Below are 17,666 nucleotides of genomic sequence, written 5' to 3'. Positions count from 1 at the left end.
CTTATACCGGGTTCCAGTTGAAATAGCTGGGTGAAGTATCCGCTGGCGTCATACTGCGCTGCATTTGAGGAAAAGCCGTTTCGGCAATTGCTTGCGCCGTCCAGCCGGTGCTTTCATGTGCCGTATGAACCGGTCTCGGCTGGCTAAAGCAGTACAGTTCGTTGGCGCGCGCGCCAAAGATCTGTCCAGTGATCCCGTTTGCGCTATCGGCCAACAAGGCCACCGCAAGCGGCGCCACCTTCTGCCCATGGCTCAGCTTGTCCAGCATTGCCACGCGTTCCTGATACAAAGGATTATCCTCGGGGATCGAGCCGGTCATGCGGGTAAAGGCCCAAGGCGCAACACAATTCGACCGAACCCCAAACCGCGCCATATCGATCGAGATCGAACGGCTGAGCCCGGCAATTCCCATCTTGGCCGCTGCATAGTTTGCTTGGCCAAGATTTCCCACCAACCCGGAGGTCGAGGTCATATGAACAATCGACCCTGTGGCCCGCATCTTGAAATGTGCCGCAGCTGCCCGACTGACAAAGAAGGATCCGTTCAGGTGGACGGAAATAACATTTTCCCAATCCTCTTTGGTCATCTTGTGAAAAATACCGTCACGCAACAGGCCGGCGTTGTTCACGATGCCGTCGAGCTGGCCGAAATTGTCCAGCGCATTTTCAACGATGGCATGGGCCTGATCCCAATCGGCCACCGAATGAGTATCGGCAATCGCGCGGCCACCTGCCGCCCGTATCTCAGATGCCACCTCTTCGGCGGGTCCAGTATCGGCTTTTTGGTCGCTGACCCCCGCACCCAAATCATTGACCACCACATTGGCGCCTTCAGCTGCGGCCATCAGCGCGATGTATTTCCCGACACCGCGCCCAGCACCCGTCACGATGATTGTCTTATCTTGCAAAAGTCCCACGTGCGTCCCCTGTCACTGCGGTCAATAAGATTTCGGCAGGCCCAACACGCGCTCGCCGATAAAGGATGAAATCAACTGTTCAGATACCGGCGCGATGCGGGTGATCAGCACCTCGCGCAACAACCGCTCCACATGGTATTCTTTGGCGTAGCCCATGCCGCCATGGGTCAGCACCGACTGCAGCGCTGCGTTATATCCGGCGCGGGCGCCCAGGAACTTGGCCGCATTGGCCTCGGCACCACAGGACTGGCCAGAGTCATAAAGCTCAGCCCCTTTCATCACCATCAGCCAAGCGGCTTCCAGCTCCATCCAGTTTTCCGCCAACGGATGCTGGATGCCCTGGTTCTGGCCAATCGGGCGCCCAAAGACCTCGCGTTCCGCCGCATAGCCGCTGGCCCGGCGCAGGGCGTCCTGGCCAATGCCAACTGCCTCGGCACCAATCAATATGCGCTCGGGGTTCATTGCATCCAGGATCTGATAAAACCCGCGTCCCTCTTGCCCGATCAAATCGCCATCGGGGATGAACAGGTTGTCAAAGAAGATCATGTTGGAATCGACAGCCTTGCGCCCCATTTTTGGGATCCGCTTGACCTCGATTTTGGAGCGGTCGAAATCGGTATAGAACAGCGAAATCCCGTCGGTCCGATTTTTTACATCCTCACGCTTTTCGGTACGCGCCAGCAGCATGATCCGGTCCGCCACCTGCGCGGTGGAATTCCAAATCTTTCGGCCGTTTACGACCCAGCCGCCATCGACTCTCTCGGCAAAGGTCGTGATTGAAGTGGTGTCTAGGCCGGCATTGGGTTCTGTGACCCCAAAGCTGACCCGGTGCTTGCCTTGAACCAACGGTGGGATCCATTTGGCTTTCTGCTCGTCAGTGCCGTAAACCACGATTGGGTGCGGGCCAAACATATTGATGTGAATGCCCGAGGCGGCGGTCATCGCGCCGCATTTGGCAATGGTATGCATCATGATGGCGGCTTCACTGACGCCCAGTCCGGCACCGCCATATTCCTCGGGCATGGTGATGCCCAGCCATCCTGCCTCGGCCAGAGCCTTGTGAAACGCATGCGGAAAAACACCGTCTTCGTCGCGGGCCAACCAATAATCATCGCCAAACTGGCTACAGACTGACTGGACCCCGTCCGCGATGGATTGCAGATGTTCGTTCATGACCAATCCCTCACACTGTCTCGGCAAAGCGATTTAGGTGATGGGCGGTGTCGCCAAACATCACGTCAAGCGCCATCAGCCGTTTGAAATAATGTCCGATCGGGTATTCATCGGTCATGCCGATGCCGCCATGCAGCTGCACCCCCTGCGCCCCGACAAAGCGCGCTGCTTCGCCCACCTTGGCCTTCATTGCTGAGACTTGTGCAGAGGCATTTTCAGCGCCTTCCGCCACACGCATCACAGTCATGTCCGTGATCGCCTTGGCCTCTTCCACGGCAGTGAACATGTCCACCAGCCGGTGCTGAATGACCTGATTGTCGCCAATCGCCTTGCCGAACTGGTTGCGGGTGGCGGTGTAGTCCTTGGTAACTTCCAGAACCCACCCCATGGCACCAACCGCCTCAGCGCACACCGCACAGGTGGCTTCGTCAATGACCCGTTGCAGCGCTGCTAGCGCCGTCCCCTCTTCACCCAGCAGTTCCGCCGGAGTATCCGCGAGGAAAACATCCGAAGCCCGGCCACCGTCTACCAACGGATAGTCTTGACACCGCAACCCCGGCGCGTCTGGCTCAACCAGAAAGGCTGAGATCCCTGCGACATCATCAGCCTCGCCAGCTGTGCGAGCAATCACTATCAACCCATCTGCGGAAGCCGCGTGCAACACCACGGATTTGCGCCCAATCAGCACATAGCCTGCTTCGCTTTTCCTGGCGCGGGTCTCAGCAAACGAAAGATCAAAACGCGCAGCCGGTTCACCATAGGCCAACGCCAACGTCTTGGTGCCTTCAGCGACCGCCCCCAAGATGGCTTCCTTTTGGATTTCATCACCCAAATATTCGACCAACTTGCCACCCAGCAGTACCGAAGACATCAGAGGCTCCAATGTCATGCCTGCGCCCAGCGCTTCGGTCACCACGGCCACATCCACCACGCTACCGCCCAGCCCGCCGTTTTCCTCTGCAAAAGGCAGCATCAACCAGCCCATCTCGGCAAATGTCTTCCAGTTGTTCGCGGAATAGCCCAAGTCCGATCCCGCCAGCGCCTGCCATTGGGAAAATGCGTAGTTGTCCTGAATAAAGCGCTCAACGCTGTCCTTCAGCATTGCCTGCTCAGCAGAAAGTTCAAAGTCCATGCCACTTACCTCAGTATCAATTTGGCAATGATATTGCGCTGAATTTCGTTGGTGCCGCCGTAGATCGTGGCGGCGCGCTGATAGAGGTGGTCTGCCATGGCTCCATGCGCATAGTCTGGCCCCAACGGCCCGTCATTGCGCATCGTGAGCTGATCTTCGGCCTCGTAAACCATGCCGTATGGTCCAAGCGCCTCAACCGTCAGGGTCTTGATCGCCTGTGCGATCTCTGCCCCTCGAATTTTCAGGACAGAAGGTTCAGCCATCAACTTCTTGCCGGCGATATCCTGCGAGAGATAGCGCAGTTCCATTGCTTCCAGCGCCATCAAGTCGACTTCCACCTTGGCAATGCGGCGGCGGAAATCATTGTCTTCAATCAGGAGACCGGTTCCACGGCGCTCCAGCCTCGCAATCTTCTTCAGACGGGCAAGCTGATACTGGCTGCGCGCGACCCGAGCGATGATATTGCGCTCGTGGCCCAACAGGTATTTGGCATAGGTCCAGCCCTTATTCTCCTCCCCGATCAGGTTTTGAGCAGGTACCCGGACGTTTTCAAAGAACACCTCGTTCAATGTGTGATCCTGATCCAGCCCGATGATTGGGCGGACCTCAATTCCCGGTGTATTCATGTCAATGAGGATAAAGCTGATACCCTCCTGCGGCTTGCACTCGGTGTTGGTGCGCACCAGACAGAACATCATGTCAGCATGTTGGGCAAAACTGGTCCAGATTTTCTGCCCGTTGATCACGTAGTCATCACCGTCGCGCTCAGCCTTAGTGCGCAGCGAGGCCAGATCTGACCCCGATCCGGGTTCGGAATAACCTTGGCACCACCAGGTGTTGCTTGCCAGAATATCCCCCAGATACTCGTTCTTCTGCGCCTCAGTGCCAAAGGTATAGATAACCGGGCCAACCATATTTAGACCAAAAGCGATTGTCTGCGGTGCGCCGGACAGGAAATACTCCCGATTATAGATGTATTTCTGGGTGAGCGACCAACCTGTCCCGCCATACTCCACCGGCCAATTGGGTGCGATCCAACCTTTCTTGTGAAGGCTTTTTTGCCAGGCTTCGATATCTTCCTTGATCGGATGTAAGCCTCGGTCAGACCTGTCCAGCAAATTGGCTGGCAAGTTGGTCTTTAGAAAGGCGCGGACTTCGTCGCGAAACGCCAGATCCTCATCACTGAACTGCAGATCCATTACGCAGCCTCAAGAGGGCGTTTGCGCATGAGCGCCGTGCGCAGGCACGTGGCCACCACTTCGCGCCGCTGGTTCAGCCCTTCGTGGAAAAACACCACAATACCGTCATTGGGTCGGGACTTGCTTTCACGGACCGATTTGATCGTGGTCCGAGCACGAATGGTATCCCCATGAAACACCGGACGCGGGAAATTGATATCGGTCATCGCCAGATTGCCAATAGTCGTGCCCAAAGTGGTCTCTGTCACCGTCATGCCGATCACACAGCCCAACGTCAGCAATGAATTGACCAACGGCTGGCCAAACTCGGTCTCGGCGGCAAAGTGAAAATCGATATGCAGCGGCTGGGTGTTCAACGTCGCGTTGCAGAACTGCATGTTGTCGTATTCCGTGATGGTCCGCGACAACGCATGCTCAAAGACTCGCCCCTCTTCAAACTCCTCAAACCACAATCCCGACATTTGCATTCCTCCCGCCGCCCTGCGCCACCGTGTTTGGCGTTACACAAGACCCTATTTTCGCTATTTGCGTATTTTCGAATTTAGTTCTATTATCCGAATAACCTTCATGGCAAGAGAAATTTGAAAGCAAAAAAACAGAGGCCAACCTCCATCAAAGATCGACAAACCTGAAAAACAGGGGGAATTCATGCAAATACCGCCCAACTCGAAAGCGCAGGCAGATGTTCGAAAATACGAAACACAACCCAAAACTGACCGAAAACAATGGATGGGCGCCACTCAAAGGGCTCAGAGTTATCGATTTCTCCATGTTACTGCCTGGGCCTCTGACCACGTTGATTCTGGGCGATTTGGGCGCTGAGATCATCAAGGTAGAGCCACCAGGCGGGGACTATGCGCGCCATATGAAAAGCCACATGTTTGACGGTGCCAATCGCGGCAAGAGAAGCATCGCACTGGATTTGAAATCCCCCGATGCGGCCCCTGTAATCGAGAAACTGGCCCGCTATGGCGATGTCGCCATCGAAGGCTTTCGCCCCGGAGTCGCCAAACGCCTCGGATTCGGGCCCGAGGTGTTCCACGCCGCCAATCCCGATCTGGTCTATTGTTCGCTTTCCGGTTTTGGCCAAACCGGCCCATGTGCAACCAAGGCCGGGCATGATCTGGCATATCTCGCAATGGGCGGTTCCTTGGCTTATCGCGGCCAGTTACGCCAGCCACCCAGCCGAGCGTCCCTACCGATCGCCGACATTGCGGGCGGCGCCTTTGCTGCAGTGGCCATTCTTGCCGCGCTGCGAGAGGGAAAAGGCCAGACACTGGATCTCAGCCTCTACGAGGCGGTGCTGTATTCCAGCGCTCTGCGTTTTGGCTTTATCGCCAACGACGACACGATTGATCATCTCTATCCTGCCAATGACTTATTTCTTTGCGGCGACGGCAAGCAGATTGCATTGACCGTGGTCGAGGAAAAGTTCTGGCACAACTTGGTTGCCGTCACCGCCGACATCGCCCCTGCCCTTGGTGGTCCGGAATTTGCAACCGAAGCATTGCGCCTGGAAAATCACCAGTCGCTGATGGCACTCCTCGACAACATGTTTGCCACCTGTCCCGCGCAAGACTGGATTACTTTGTTTGACCCAGCTGACGTGCCTGCCGCAATCTGCGTCAGCAATACTGAGGCAATCCAAACCCCGCAGGCCAAAGCACGCGGTTTGCATCGAGACACGGAGTATGGCCCTGCCGTCCCTTTCCCTGTCATTGCCAATGGCAATATGGTGCCCACCCACGGCCCCGCGCCCAAAATGTCGGAGCACAGCACCGAAATCCTGACCGACCTCGGCTTTGACGCGAGTGAAATCAGAGCGCTGTATCACTCTGGCGCAGTGTCGCTCCAGCAAGGCAGCGGCACCTCATGAGCCTGGAGCCAATGGATCCGCAGCGGCTGGACCTAGCAAAGTTCATCCGCGCAGGGGATCTTGTCTCTTGGGGGCAGGCCATGAGTGAGCCGCGCAGCTTAATTGCCAAATATCTGGAGCAGCGCCACGACCTTGGCCCTACCCGTGCTTTTGTTGGCCTAACCTTAACTGAGGACCTGCAACCGCAGCACTGCGATGCAATTTCGCTGCTCAGCTATGGCGCGCTTGGCGGCCTTGCACCACTGCACAACGCGGGATTGCTGCAAATAATCCCATGCCGTTATTCCGCATTGCCAGGACTGATACGCCGTGGCAGCCTGCGGCCCGATGTTCTGTTCATTCAGATCAGCCCACCGGGTCCCGATGGCAGCCACTCACTGGGGTGGTGTAACGATGTTCTGCCGACCATGATCGACCATGCCAGGGTGGTGCTGGCCGAGATCAATCCGGAAGTGCCCTGGGTCCGCATGGACAGGCCATTGGACGAGAGCAAAGTCACCGCCACGATCCGCAGCAGCCACACTTTGCCCACGTTTGCCACTCCCACTCCGGGTACGGTTGAAACTCGCATCGCTCAACACCTGGCGGAGTACATCCCTGATGGCGCCACCTTGCAATATGGCATCGGCACCATACCTTCGGCTATTCTGCGGGCCCTTAACAACCATCGCGATCTTGGAATACATTCTGGCCTGATTACCGACGAAGTTATCGATCTCACTCACTCTGGCGCGCTGACCAATGGCCGCAAGGCCCACCGTCCCGGCATCGGCGTTGGTGCGGTGGCCATCGGCGGGCCTAAACTGTCCCGTTTCCTACAAGACAATCCCGAATTCTGCATGGTGCAAACCGATGAAACGCACGGTGCCACCGTCCTGGCGCAGCTGGACAATCTGGTCGCGATCAATTCGGCTTTACAAGTTGATCTTCTGGGGCAGGTCAACGCGGAGCAGGTCGGCAGTCGGTATCTAGGGGCCATCGGCGGGCAACCGGATTTCATGCACGCCGCCACATATTCTGAAAATGGCCTGTCAGTTATTGCGCTTCCCTCTACAACCTCCAACGGCGACCGCACCCGTATCACCGCCACTCTAACCGGGCCCCAAGTTACCACCGCCCGCAGCGATGTTGATCTGGTGGTCACCGAGCATGGCGTGGCTGATTTACGCGGTAAAACAGTTTCCCAGCGGGCCAAAGAATTGACTGCAATTGCCGCACCACAGCATCGCGAGCCCCTTGAACGCTCGGCCCATCAAACCCGGCCCAGCCCATGACGCAGCGCCGCGATATGCTCAGCGCCACACTACTACTTATGGTCAGTGGTTTTGCCATCGGCGCTGAGTTTCATAGCTTGCAACCCGCCGCGCCTCTGGCTGGTGCAGCGTTGCTGACTGTCACCGTCCTGCAGTGGCGCCCAATGGCGGGGATTGCTCGCGCCACTGTGCTCGCCGCCCTGTTACTCGGTGCCTACTACTATCTGCGTGGCACGCTGACCACCGACATATTGCACCGCGCCATTCAACGCAGTGCCTTTTTCACTCTGTTTGTCATTGCTCTCGATATTCTCCGCACAGCTGCGATGGGCTCAGCCATGGTGCTCGACAGCGGCAAAACCATCGTCAGCCAACCTCCTGGTCGCCGCTATGCAATGATCAGTCTTGGCGCACATATTTTTGCACTCCTGTTAAGCGTGGGCACCATCAACCTGTTGGGCACTATGAATCAGCGCAGCATTGACGCCAGCCCAACAAACGACCCCGCCCATATCAGAGAGATCAGACTTCGACGCATGACCATGGCTTTGATACGAGGTTTTGCCGCTGTCACTCTTTGGGCACCAACCACGGTGACCGTGGTTGTGGTGGTGTCAGCCGTGCCCAATTTAGATTGGTATCAGTTCTTCCCACTTGGCATTTCGACAGCTGCGGGTTTTTTATTATTTGGCTGGATCCTGGATAGAGTCTCGTACCGTCAACCACCACGCGCTCCAGCGACTGCCCCCTTGGGCAGCATCTTGCTGTCGTTGATCCCACTGATCTCGCTGACCTTTGGCGTGTTACTCATCACAATTGCCTTGGCCGCAGCGACAGGAATCCGCCCCATTGCCGCCCTGCTGATCTGCGTGCCGCTATTCGGTCTTTGCTGGATTGCCCTGCAAAACCGCCGCGCCGGGCCGATGGGGGCCTTGATCCTGACCAAGAGGCGCCTGCATCGGCAGGTGCTGCCCGACATCGTGACCGCCCGTTCCGAAATCGCCATACTCGCCTCAGCCGGCTTTATTGCGGTGGTACTGCCAACACAAATCGACACTCAGGCATTGGGATTGTTCATCGCCGGCCTGGGCATTACCGAACCATGGCTACTTGTGCTGACTATGTGGTTGATCACCTTCACCGCCCCCATCGGCCTCAACCCAATCATCACGGTTTCGGTCAGCATTGAGATTTTGGCCCGGCTGTCAGGCTTTGCCTTCACGCCTTATGCGCTGGCCTTCGCTGGAACTGCAGCCTGGGCGCTATCGACTGGCATTTCCCCTTTTGGCGCCACCATTCGCCTGACTGCCCGCTGCATCAATCGCCCGGTTCTGGACGTAGGCATGAAATGGAACCTGCCCTTCACACTCTACGTCCTGACAGCATCTTCGGTTCTCGTTTTTATCCTCAACTAAGGACATCGCTCATGAGTACCCCCCCGTTCACCGGCACCTGGCAGCTGCAAAGCTGGACCGCCTTAAAAAATGGCACCCCCTCGGGCTACCCCATGGGCGAGGACGCAGAGGGCCAGATTATCTATGCCGAAGACGGCTTTATGTGCGCCTTTCTGATGCGCGCTGATTTTGCGGCAAAAAACGGGCCTGCTGCTGCCGAGACCTGCCTGTCCTATGGCGGGAAATGGAGCTTTGCCGAGGGCAGGATCGCCCATCAGGTCAGCTTTTCCTCGTTGCCGCATTGGATTGGCCGCAAGCTGATCCGCAATGTGGACCGCAAAGGAGATCTTATGACTTTGCGCACTGAGGTGGAGACAAGTAAATCCGGCACCCGCTATGAGCATGTGCTGGTATGGAAGCGGGCTGTCAGTTAATGCCTGAAATTGGCAATGGCCAGTGCCCGGCTATGCCGGGCAGCGCCTGACATTCCCACGGGAAGGCGCTTCACGCCTCCCCTAGCGCAGGTTTGACTGGGAGAACCGGCTTAACGCCCGTCCTTACTCACACCGGCGGCAAACATCCCGGCAATCTCTTCCTCACTGAAGCCCGCCTCGCCCAACACCTCCGCGCTCTGCTCGCCCAGGCGCGGCTGCAATAGGCGGATCGAGCTGGGTGACTTGGAAAACCGCACCGGCGGGTCGGTAAGGCGGATACGCCCCTCGGTTGGGTGATCAGCAAACTGCCAAAACCCTGTCGCCGCCAGCTGCTCATCGCTCAGCAAGTCTTCCTTTGTGTTGACTTTCTGCACTGGGATTGCCGCCGCATTTAGCGTTTTCTCCAGTTCTGCAGTACTGCGCGTCGCCACCAAGTCTTCTAGTATGCCGTAGATCTCACCGGAATGGCGTGTCCGCGTCGCCAGATCAACAAAACGCGGATCCTCCATCAGATCTTCACGCCCGGCAATCTTGAACATGTCCTGCCAGTTCTGATCGGTATATGGCAGCACGCAAAGATACCCATCCTGTGTCTTGTATGGTTTACGCATTTTGTTCAATAGCCGCGCATAGCCCATATCCGCTATCGGCGGATCAAACGCTGCGCCATTCATATGCTCAACCATCAGGTAATCCACCAATGCCTCAAACATCGGAACTTCGATCACCTGCCCTTCGCCACTCTTTTCCCGGTGGTACAGCGCCGCCAAAACCGCCGAAACCACATGAAACGAGCTGGTCTTATCTGCCATGATCGTCGGCACATATCGAGGCTCGCCGCCTTCAGAAATCACCGTATTCAAGTCGGTCACTCCGCTGGCGGCCTGAATCACATCATCATAGGCCGGTTTATTGGCCATCGGCCCGTCACCGCGAAAGCCATAGGTCTTGACGTAGACCAGCTTGGGGTAGGCTTTCAGGAACTTCTCGTCATCCAGCCCCAGTTTGGTCGCGATCGATGGGCGCATATTGTGCACAAAGACGTCTGCCGTGCCCACCAGTTTGAACAGCGCCTCGCGCCCCTCCTCCTGGCGCAGGTCCAACACCACCGAGCGCTTGTTGCGGTTGGTGGCCATAAAAAATGCCGCCATTTCCGGATTACGCCGGTCGCCAGTGTGTCGGGTGGTATCACCAACATGGGTTTCCACCTTAATCACATCTGCCCCCATGTCTCCCAGCATCTGGGTCGCCCAGGGACCTAGAATAACAGTAGTTAGATCGACAATCCGAACTCCATCCAAAGCGCCTGCCATGGTTTATCCTCCAACCAACTTGATCTGCGCCGCCAGCTCCAGCAGGTTTCGCGCCTGTTTCAGATGCGGCATATCCAGCATCTTGCCTTCCAGTCCGATGGTGCCCAGCCCAGGGTTTTGCTCAAATATCGCCACCACTTTCTGCGACCACTCGACCTCGGCCTCCGTAGGGGTAAAGGCCTGGTTGATCACCTCGCATTGAGCAGGATGAATGGCGATCTTGCCGATAAACCCCGACTGGCGGTCATATACGCAGTCGCGGCGCAGCAGCTCGTCGTCGCGGAAATTTGTTACCACTACACCAACTGGCTGTGCATCCACCGCGCGGGCCGTGGTCAAGCACATGGTGCGGGCATGCTGGAACGGATAGTCATAGTCGCCCGTTGCCGGATGCCGGTTTGTCGAGGCTCCTAACGCAGCCGCCAGATCTTCGCCGCCCCAAGTCAGCGCCACCAGCCGGTCACTGACCCCTTGCAGATAGGTATGAAACGTCAACAGCGCCTCTGCGGTTTCAGTTGCCACCGACAGGATCTTGGTGGCACCGATCTCAATGCCATTGGACGCTTCCAACGCCGCCAATCGTTCTGCCAGCCGGTTGATGTCAGCGGCCGAGTTCACCTTGGGCAGAACAATCCCATCCGGCGCGCCCGGCATCACCGCAGCGAGATCCAGCAGCGAGAAGTCATGATCCAGCGGATTGACCCGCACCCAGAGCTGCTGCCGGCTGCGGTTCTCATGTTTCTTCAAATAAGCCTGCGCCAACTCGCGGGCGATCTCCTGACGGTCGTCCGCCACCGCATCTTCCAGATCAAGGATCAGCGCATCTGCTGGGTTCTCCCGCCCCCTGGCCAATTTTCGCTCACTGTCAGCTGGCACAAACAGCCAGGATCGAATTATCCGCATCTATGTGGTGTCCTGTCAGTTGCTCGGGGCCGCAGTGGCGCCCGACGTCATCATTTGAGAAATCTGCTCCGCGTCAAAACCAATTTCCTGCAGAATGTCAGTGGAATGCTCGCCCAGCCGCGGTGCCAGCTTGTCTGGCGCGGGCTGTGTTGCCGACCAAGTCGACGGCACCTCCATATCGTAAATGCTGCCCTCGCTGGGATGCTGAACCGATTTGAAAAATCCAACCGCATTTAGATGCGGGTCACTGATCAGATCTTCCGCCGTATTCAATGGCATCGCCGGAATATCCGCCGCATCAAAGAACGCCAGCCACTCGTCGCTGGAACGGGTCAGCAGGGTCTCGGCCAATTCCGCATAAATGCTGTCGATATTCTCGGTACGGGTTGTCATGCTGGCAAAGCGCGGGTCACCTTCAAACACCTCGGGCGTGCCAAGTGCATCGAAATAAGCCTGCCAGTGCCTGTCGGTATAGACCATCACGCAGACATAGCCGTCCTTGGTGGGATAAGGCCGCCGGTCCGAAGACAACAGCCGCGCATAGCCCGGCGGGCCGATGGCGGGTTCATAAGTCTGCCCTGAGAAATGCTCGCCCAACACAAAGGTCGCCATCATTTCAAACATCGGCATGTCGATGCGCTGACCTTCCCCCGTACGCAACTGATGGAACAGCGCCGCATTGATTTGCCCGACGGCCCAAAGCCCAACTCCGCGATCGATAATCGCTGCCGGGGAATAAACCGGATCGCCACCGCTGGCCTGTTGCGCCAATGCAGGTATTGCCACCGCCCCCTGTATCAGATCATCAAAGGCGGGTTTGGCCGCATAAGGACCCTCCTGCCCATAGCCAAAAATACCCGCATAGATGATGCGCGGATTAACTGCTTTAGCCACCTCATATGACAGTCCCAGCCGCTCCATCACCTGCGGGCGCCGATTGTAGATCAGCACATCCGCTCGCTTGATCAGCTCGATCACTGCGGCGTGGCCGTCCTGAGTTTTCAGGTCCAAAACAATTGACCGTTTCGACCGGTTGGTGTTGAGGAAAATCGGCCCCATACCGGGATTGCGATAGGGACCGATCTTGCGGATCGGGTCGCCCTCCGGCGGCTCCACCTTGATCACGTCGGCGCCCATGTCCCCAAGAACCTGTGTGGTATAAGGCGCCATCAGCATATTGGTCAGATCAACAATTTTGATCCCATCTAGAGGCCGCGTCATGTGCTCGCCTCTACTGGGCGGAACAGCGGCAACGCCTGACCATTTCTTGTTTTGCCAAACACCACTTCAACCGGCATGTCCACGGCCAGCGCATTCAGGTCCGCCTCGACAATATTGCTCAGCATTGTGACACCTTCTTCTAACGTCACATAAGCAATGGCATAGGGCACCTCGGCGCGTCGCGTAACGGAATAGGAATAGATCCGCCCCTTGCCGCTGGCTTCCTGCCATTCTGTATTGCTGGAGAAACACTCAGGACAGATCGCCCGCGGGAAGAAATGCACCTGACCACAATCGCCACAACGTTTGACCAGCAGTTTGCCCTCGTTGGCAGCCTGCCAATAGGCTTCGGATTCCATCGTGATGGTCGGATCGATATACATCTTGGCACTCATGCGTCATTCACCCCCATAATCAGCGTTGCCGCTCCAGTGCGTTGAGAAATCTGTCCGCCTGTGCCGTGGGCCAAGGCGAGTTGGCAATCTGGCACCTGCACCTTTGGGTGTGCTTCACCACGCAACTGCCGCACCGCTTCAATCACCTTGGTCATCGAGCCGCGATTGGCCGGGTGGTTATTACACAACCCCCCACCGTCCGTATTAAACGGCAGCTTGCCTACACCGGAAATCAGATTTCCGTCGCTGACAAAGGCACCACCCTGCCCCTTTTCGCAGAAACCTAGGTCTTCGAGCGTTTCCAGCACAGTGATGGTGAAGCTGTCATAAATACTGGCATAATCCATATCCGCAGGAGTCAGCCCTGCCTCGTCAAAGGCAATGGCCCCCGAAATCGCCGCGCCTGTATATGTCAGATCAAAGCGGCCACCGTTTAGGTGTTTTACGCCAGCGCCTTGCCCCAGAACTTTGACACAGCGATCCCCAAGAGTTTTGGCAATTTCTGGCGACACCACCACCAGCGCACCGCCACCGTCAGATATTACGCAGCAATCCAGCCGGTGCAGCGGGTCCGAGATCATCGGTGAATTGACCACGTCCTCGACCGTCACCACATCGCGCAGCATGGCATGTTCATTGTGCTGGGCATGGTGGCTGGCAGCCACCTTGACCCAGGCCAGCTGTTCTGAAGTGGTGCCGTATTCGTGCATGTGCCGCATAGCCGCCATGGCATAGAGATTGGTTACCATGGGCCCATAGGGCACTTCAAAACCACGTTCAGGTGAGTCCTCGCCCCGCGCCCGCGCACCAAGGGCTTGAAGACCCTCGGCACGGGGACGGCCCGCAAGTGTGATGAGAGCGACGTTACACTTGCCAGCAGCTATGGCCTCCATGGCGTGACCCACGTGGATGATGTAAGATGACCCACCAGTTTCGGTGCAATCTGTGTATTTCAGGTTCAGCCCCATATATTCAGCCAAAACCATGCCGCCCAAGCCAGGCACCGAACCGTCACAGAAGAACCCGTCGACGTCGTCTTTGGTCAATCCCGCATCCGCCAACGCCCCACGGGCCACTTCGGCGTGCAACATAGGCACCGTCTTGTCTACGGCTTTGCGGGTGGGATGCTCATAGATGCCCGCGATATAGGCTTTTGCTGATCTGCTCATGATGCTTCCCTCAATAGGATTTTGGCAGGCCAAGCGCTTTCTCGGCCAGATAACACAGGATCAATTGCGGGCTGACTGGGGCAATCCGGTGGATCAGCGCCTCGCGCATATAGCGTTCCACATGGAATTCTTTGGCATAGCCCATGCCGCCATGGGTCATCACCGCATTGGTGGTCGCCTTAAACGCCGCCTCACCTGCCAGGTATTTGCCAGCATTGGCTTCCTTGCCGCATTCACGACCTGAATCGTAGAGTTCCGCAGCACGGAAGGCCATCAGATTGGCCGCCTCCAACTCAGCCCAGCTTTCGGCCAGCGGATGCTGGATGCCCTGGTTCTTGCCGATCTGACGGCCAAACACCTCGCGGTCGCGGGCATAGGTTGCGGCGCGGTCCAGCGCGCAACGGCCAATCCCGACCAGCGAGGCTGAGATCAGGATGCGCTCCGCATTCAGACCATGCAGCAGATAGCGAAAACCCTTGCCCTCTTCACCAATCAGATCTTCCTTAGGAATCTTCAAGCCGTCGATGAAGACCTGATTGCTGTCCACACATTTTCGGCCCATCTTGTCGATCACCCGCGCCTCGATATGGTCTCGATTGAAATCGGTGTAGAACAGGCTGAGCCCATCAATCGGGCGCTCGGTCTCGTGAGTACGGGCAATCAGCAGCATTTTGTTGGCTTTTTGCGCTGTCGAGGTCCAGGTCTTCTGGCCATGCACCACATAGTGTTTGCCGTCCCAGACCGCGCGGGTTTTCAGCCGGGTGGTATCCAACCCGGTGTTCGGTTCGGTGACCGCAAAACAGGCGGTGTCCGCGCGTCTGATGATCGGCGGCAACCAGCGTTTTTTTTGCTCATCGGTGCCAAAGACCACCACCGGGTTCAGACCGAATATATTGATCGCAATCGAGGCAAATCCCGCATTGGCTGCCCCGGTTTCAGTGATCGCCTGCACCATGGTCGCCGCCTCAGTGATGCCAAGTCCCGAACCGCCGTAGTCTTCAGGCATGGCGATGCCCAACATCCCCGCACCTGCAATGGCGTCACAGAACTCATCCGGGAACTGCCCGTCAGTGTCGCGTTGCAGCCAGTAGTGATCGTCGAAGGGCTCACAGACCTTGGCGATGGTGTCGCGGATCATCTGTTGTGTTTCAGAGAAATCAAACGCCAATGGTATAGCCCCCATTCACCGACAAATGCTGGCCGGTGATGTAACTTGCCGCCTCGCTCAGCAGGAAACAAACTGGCTGGCAGCTTTCTTCGGGTTTTGAAAACCGACCCATCGGCACCTGCGCCATCACCCCGTCGCGGAACTTGTCTGACCGGATCACTTCAGTCATTGGTGTTTCCACCACGCCAAACAGCACCGAATTGATACGCACATCAAACTGCGACCACTCGCGTGCTGACGACATGGTCAAGCCCATCACGCCGGATTTGGCCGCACCATAGTTGATTTGACCAATGGTGCCGCGCCGCCCGGCATCAGACGAGATATTGACGATCGACGCGGGCGAAGTATCCCCAGCCTCACGACGCTGCAACATGTGCTGGCCCACCGCCTGCAGGCAATAGAACACGCCACTCAGGTTGACATCTATCACCTGCTGCCAGGTCTCCTGCGTCATGTTCTTGGCCATCGCCGCGCGCACGATACCGGCGTTGTTGACCAGCCCGTGAATGGCACCGTTTGTTGCAACCGCCGAGGCCACCATGCTCTGCACAAAGTCATAATCCGCAACTGATCCAACATGCACTTCAGCTCTATCACCAAGATCGCAGGCAATGGCGTCCAGCTTGTCCTGCTGCATGTCGTTGAGGATCACTTTGGCACCCATGCCGTGCGCCATACGCGCCACAGCTTCACCAATGCCTTGGGCAGCACCCGTCACAAGTATATTTCGTCCACTTAAATCCATCGGATTGGACATGCGATCCTCCAATTAAGTCAGCTTCAATGCCATAGTTCGGATATTCGATACTTGTTCGGTTATACACTCGAAAGCCAACTAATCAAGCCTTGCTGCTAATATCCCGGTGTAAAAACAGCGATCATCTGGCATCGGGCATCCGCCCAACCTCATGAATGATCGCTGAAGCAGCGAAAGCTCTGCCGGGATGTGACGATTATACGGAAGTATTCCACATTATCGAAGCGAGGCGGCGGGTGATGCCCCCCCGCCCATGCGGCCCCCAGTTGCACCACTGTCAAACGGCAATTGCCGCCACCAAAGCGCGGATAAACCCTACCGACCTGCGCTGCTTCCTCTCTTCTGAAGTGGTCCAGCAGTGTTTTGGGGATGAGGGGGATATTCATGGCGAACTTACCGATCAGGCCGGAAGGGACAATTACCAGGTTACCCCGCTCGAGACGCCTTACCGACCGGCGAAAAAAACATCCGTCGCCCCCATGGCGGCATGACGGGCTCGAAGTTTCGAAGAAGGCGTCCAAGCAAGACGGCTCATGCCAAACCATGCCGTAGCCATGGTCTGTGATTGATTGTGCGCACGCGGGTATTTTTGAGCGTGTCGAGGTGAGGAGGTTCCTTACGTGATCTTAGGGATCACTTGTCGTCGGATCTGGGGTGGCCCAAGACGCCAAAAGCCACCCGAAGGTGGCTAGTTCGACATTATTGGTTGCGGGAGTAGGATTTGAACCTACGACCTTCAGGTTATGAGCCTGACGAGCTACCGGGCTGCTCCATCCCGCGACGCTTTTAGTTGGCCTACCGCCCGGAGGGCTACTTGAGGCCTACTTGATCTCTTGACCGGTTGGTTTTTGAGATCTGTCGCCCTTCAGGACGTTATTTTGTTCTGAAGGTATTCTTTTATCATCGTAGAGAGATACGTTTTGAGGTCGTTTATTAGGTTTGGCGATGACCTACTCTCCCACACCTTAAGATGCAGTACCATCGGCGCTACGGTGCTTAACTTCCGGGTTCGGGATGGGACCGGGTGTTTCACTCGCGCTATGATCACCAAACCGAGTAAACGGCCTCATGATATTTGTGCTACCGCCCGGGGGGCTACTTGAGCACCCTGGTTGGTTTCACTTGATATCGTTGGTGTCCAAGTCATGTACGACTGTATTGTGTTGTGTGTATGCTTTTGATGTGTCTGGTAAAAGTCTGTCTTTTACTGGATCAAATCAAGCCTATCGGACCATTAGTACCAGTCAACTGAATGCGTTACCGCACTTACATCTCTGGCCTATCGACGAGGTGGTCTACCTCGGTCCTCAGGGATACCTTGTTTTGAGGGGGGCTTCCCGCTTAGATGCCTTCAGCGGTT

At 56.8% G+C, this 17,666-nt stretch carries 16 protein-coding genes, 1 tRNA gene and 2 rRNA genes; 4 read left to right on the top strand and 15 right to left on the bottom strand.

Features of this window, described 5'->3' with window-relative positions; genetic code table 11:
• Nucleotide 1: 1 nt before the first annotated feature.
• From QZ517_RS02405 to QZ517_RS02385, 5 genes are read right to left on the bottom strand one after another with little or no spacing between them, the layout of a single operon-like run.
• Nucleotides 2–916 carry an SDR family NAD(P)-dependent oxidoreductase gene (locus QZ517_RS02405; RefSeq protein ID WP_294221528.1) on the bottom strand — a complete coding sequence of 305 codons (915 nt, stop codon included), beginning with the start codon at nucleotides 914–916 and terminating at the stop codon, nucleotides 2–4.
• Between the two features lie 21 nt (nucleotides 917–937).
• Entirely contained in the window at nucleotides 938–2,089 is a 1,152-nt protein-coding gene (locus QZ517_RS02400; protein WP_294221525.1) for an acyl-CoA dehydrogenase family protein, read from the bottom strand.
• 10 nt (nucleotides 2,090–2,099) lie between these two features.
• Nucleotides 2,100–3,221, bottom strand: a complete 1,122-nt coding sequence (locus QZ517_RS02395; protein WP_294221522.1) for an acyl-CoA dehydrogenase family protein — start codon at nucleotides 3,219–3,221, stop codon at nucleotides 2,100–2,102.
• 5 nt (nucleotides 3,222–3,226) lie between these two features.
• Entirely contained in the window at nucleotides 3,227–4,420 is a 1,194-nt protein-coding gene (locus QZ517_RS02390; protein WP_294221519.1) for an acyl-CoA dehydrogenase family protein, read from the bottom strand.
• On the bottom strand, nucleotides 4,420–4,881 hold the full coding sequence (locus QZ517_RS02385; RefSeq protein ID WP_294221516.1) for a MaoC family dehydratase: 462 nt from the start codon (nucleotides 4,879–4,881) through the stop codon (nucleotides 4,420–4,422). The genes QZ517_RS02390 and QZ517_RS02385 overlap by 1 nt, the downstream gene beginning before the upstream one ends.
• Nucleotides 4,882–5,102: 221 nt before the next feature.
• Between QZ517_RS02385 and QZ517_RS02380 the strand changes: the two genes are divergently transcribed.
• From QZ517_RS02380 to QZ517_RS02365, 4 genes are read left to right on the top strand one after another with little or no spacing between them, the layout of a single operon-like run.
• Nucleotides 5,103–6,296, top strand: a complete 1,194-nt coding sequence (locus tag QZ517_RS02380; protein ID WP_294221514.1) for a CaiB/BaiF CoA-transferase family protein — start codon at nucleotides 5,103–5,105, stop codon at nucleotides 6,294–6,296.
• A complete protein-coding gene (locus tag QZ517_RS02375; protein WP_294221511.1) occupies nucleotides 6,293–7,570 on the top strand; it encodes an acetyl-CoA hydrolase/transferase C-terminal domain-containing protein in 1,278 nt (425 codons plus the stop codon). The genes QZ517_RS02380 and QZ517_RS02375 overlap by 4 nt, the downstream gene beginning before the upstream one ends.
• Nucleotides 7,567–8,964, top strand: coding sequence for a hypothetical protein (locus QZ517_RS02370; protein WP_294221507.1), 1,398 nt, complete (start codon nucleotides 7,567–7,569; stop codon nucleotides 8,962–8,964). Before QZ517_RS02375 ends, QZ517_RS02370 begins: the two co-directional genes overlap by 4 nt.
• An 11-nt stretch (nucleotides 8,965–8,975) precedes the next feature.
• The gene (locus tag QZ517_RS02365; protein ID WP_294221504.1) at nucleotides 8,976–9,377 is read left to right on the top strand and encodes a lipocalin-like domain-containing protein; all 402 of its coding nucleotides are present in this window, start codon (nucleotides 8,976–8,978) and stop codon (nucleotides 9,375–9,377) included.
• A gap of 110 nt (nucleotides 9,378–9,487) precedes the next feature.
• Here the strand turns inward: QZ517_RS02365 and QZ517_RS02360 are convergent, their stop codons facing one another.
• The 10 genes from QZ517_RS02360 to QZ517_RS02315 all read right to left on the bottom strand — a co-directional run.
• Entirely contained in the window at nucleotides 9,488–10,690 is a 1,203-nt protein-coding gene (locus QZ517_RS02360; RefSeq protein WP_294221501.1) for a CoA transferase, read from the bottom strand.
• A gap of 3 nt (nucleotides 10,691–10,693) precedes the next feature.
• Nucleotides 10,694–11,593, bottom strand: coding sequence for a CoA ester lyase (locus QZ517_RS02355; protein ID WP_294221498.1), 900 nt, complete (start codon nucleotides 11,591–11,593; stop codon nucleotides 10,694–10,696).
• Nucleotides 11,594–11,608: 15 nt separating this feature from the next.
• Nucleotides 11,609–12,814: a CoA transferase gene (locus QZ517_RS02350; RefSeq protein ID WP_294221495.1), complete on the bottom strand. Its 1,206-nt coding sequence runs from the start codon at nucleotides 12,812–12,814 to the stop codon at nucleotides 11,609–11,611.
• A complete protein-coding gene (locus tag QZ517_RS02345; protein ID WP_294221492.1) occupies nucleotides 12,811–13,209 on the bottom strand; it encodes a Zn-ribbon domain-containing OB-fold protein in 399 nt (132 codons plus the stop codon). The genes QZ517_RS02350 and QZ517_RS02345 overlap by 4 nt, the downstream gene beginning before the upstream one ends.
• The gene (locus QZ517_RS02340; protein ID WP_294221489.1) at nucleotides 13,206–14,378 is read right to left on the bottom strand and encodes a thiolase domain-containing protein; all 1,173 of its coding nucleotides are present in this window, start codon (nucleotides 14,376–14,378) and stop codon (nucleotides 13,206–13,208) included. The genes QZ517_RS02345 and QZ517_RS02340 overlap by 4 nt, the downstream gene beginning before the upstream one ends.
• Nucleotides 14,379–14,388: 10 nt before the next feature.
• Nucleotides 14,389–15,561, bottom strand: a complete 1,173-nt coding sequence (locus QZ517_RS02335) for an acyl-CoA dehydrogenase family protein (protein WP_294221486.1) — start codon at nucleotides 15,559–15,561, stop codon at nucleotides 14,389–14,391.
• Nucleotides 15,536–16,306, bottom strand: a complete 771-nt coding sequence (locus QZ517_RS02330) for an SDR family oxidoreductase (protein ID WP_294221483.1) — start codon at nucleotides 16,304–16,306, stop codon at nucleotides 15,536–15,538. The genes QZ517_RS02335 and QZ517_RS02330 overlap by 26 nt, the downstream gene beginning before the upstream one ends.
• A gap of 703 nt (nucleotides 16,307–17,009) precedes the next feature.
• Nucleotides 17,010–17,086: transfer RNA gene (locus tag QZ517_RS02325), tRNA-Met, on the bottom strand.
• A gap of 157 nt (nucleotides 17,087–17,243) precedes the next feature.
• A 5S ribosomal RNA gene (gene rrf, locus QZ517_RS02320) occupies nucleotides 17,244–17,358 on the bottom strand.
• Nucleotides 17,359–17,519: 161 nt separating this feature from the next.
• A 23S ribosomal RNA gene (locus tag QZ517_RS02315) occupies nucleotides 17,520–17,666 on the bottom strand; the annotation flags it as partial.

This window comes from uncultured Shimia sp., from assembly GCF_913054185.1.
In the GTDB taxonomy this organism is placed as follows: domain Bacteria; phylum Pseudomonadota; class Alphaproteobacteria; order Rhodobacterales; family Rhodobacteraceae; genus Shimia.
The sequence above is the reverse complement of the archived record's forward strand: the minus strand, read 5'-3'. Positions and strand labels throughout refer to the sequence as shown.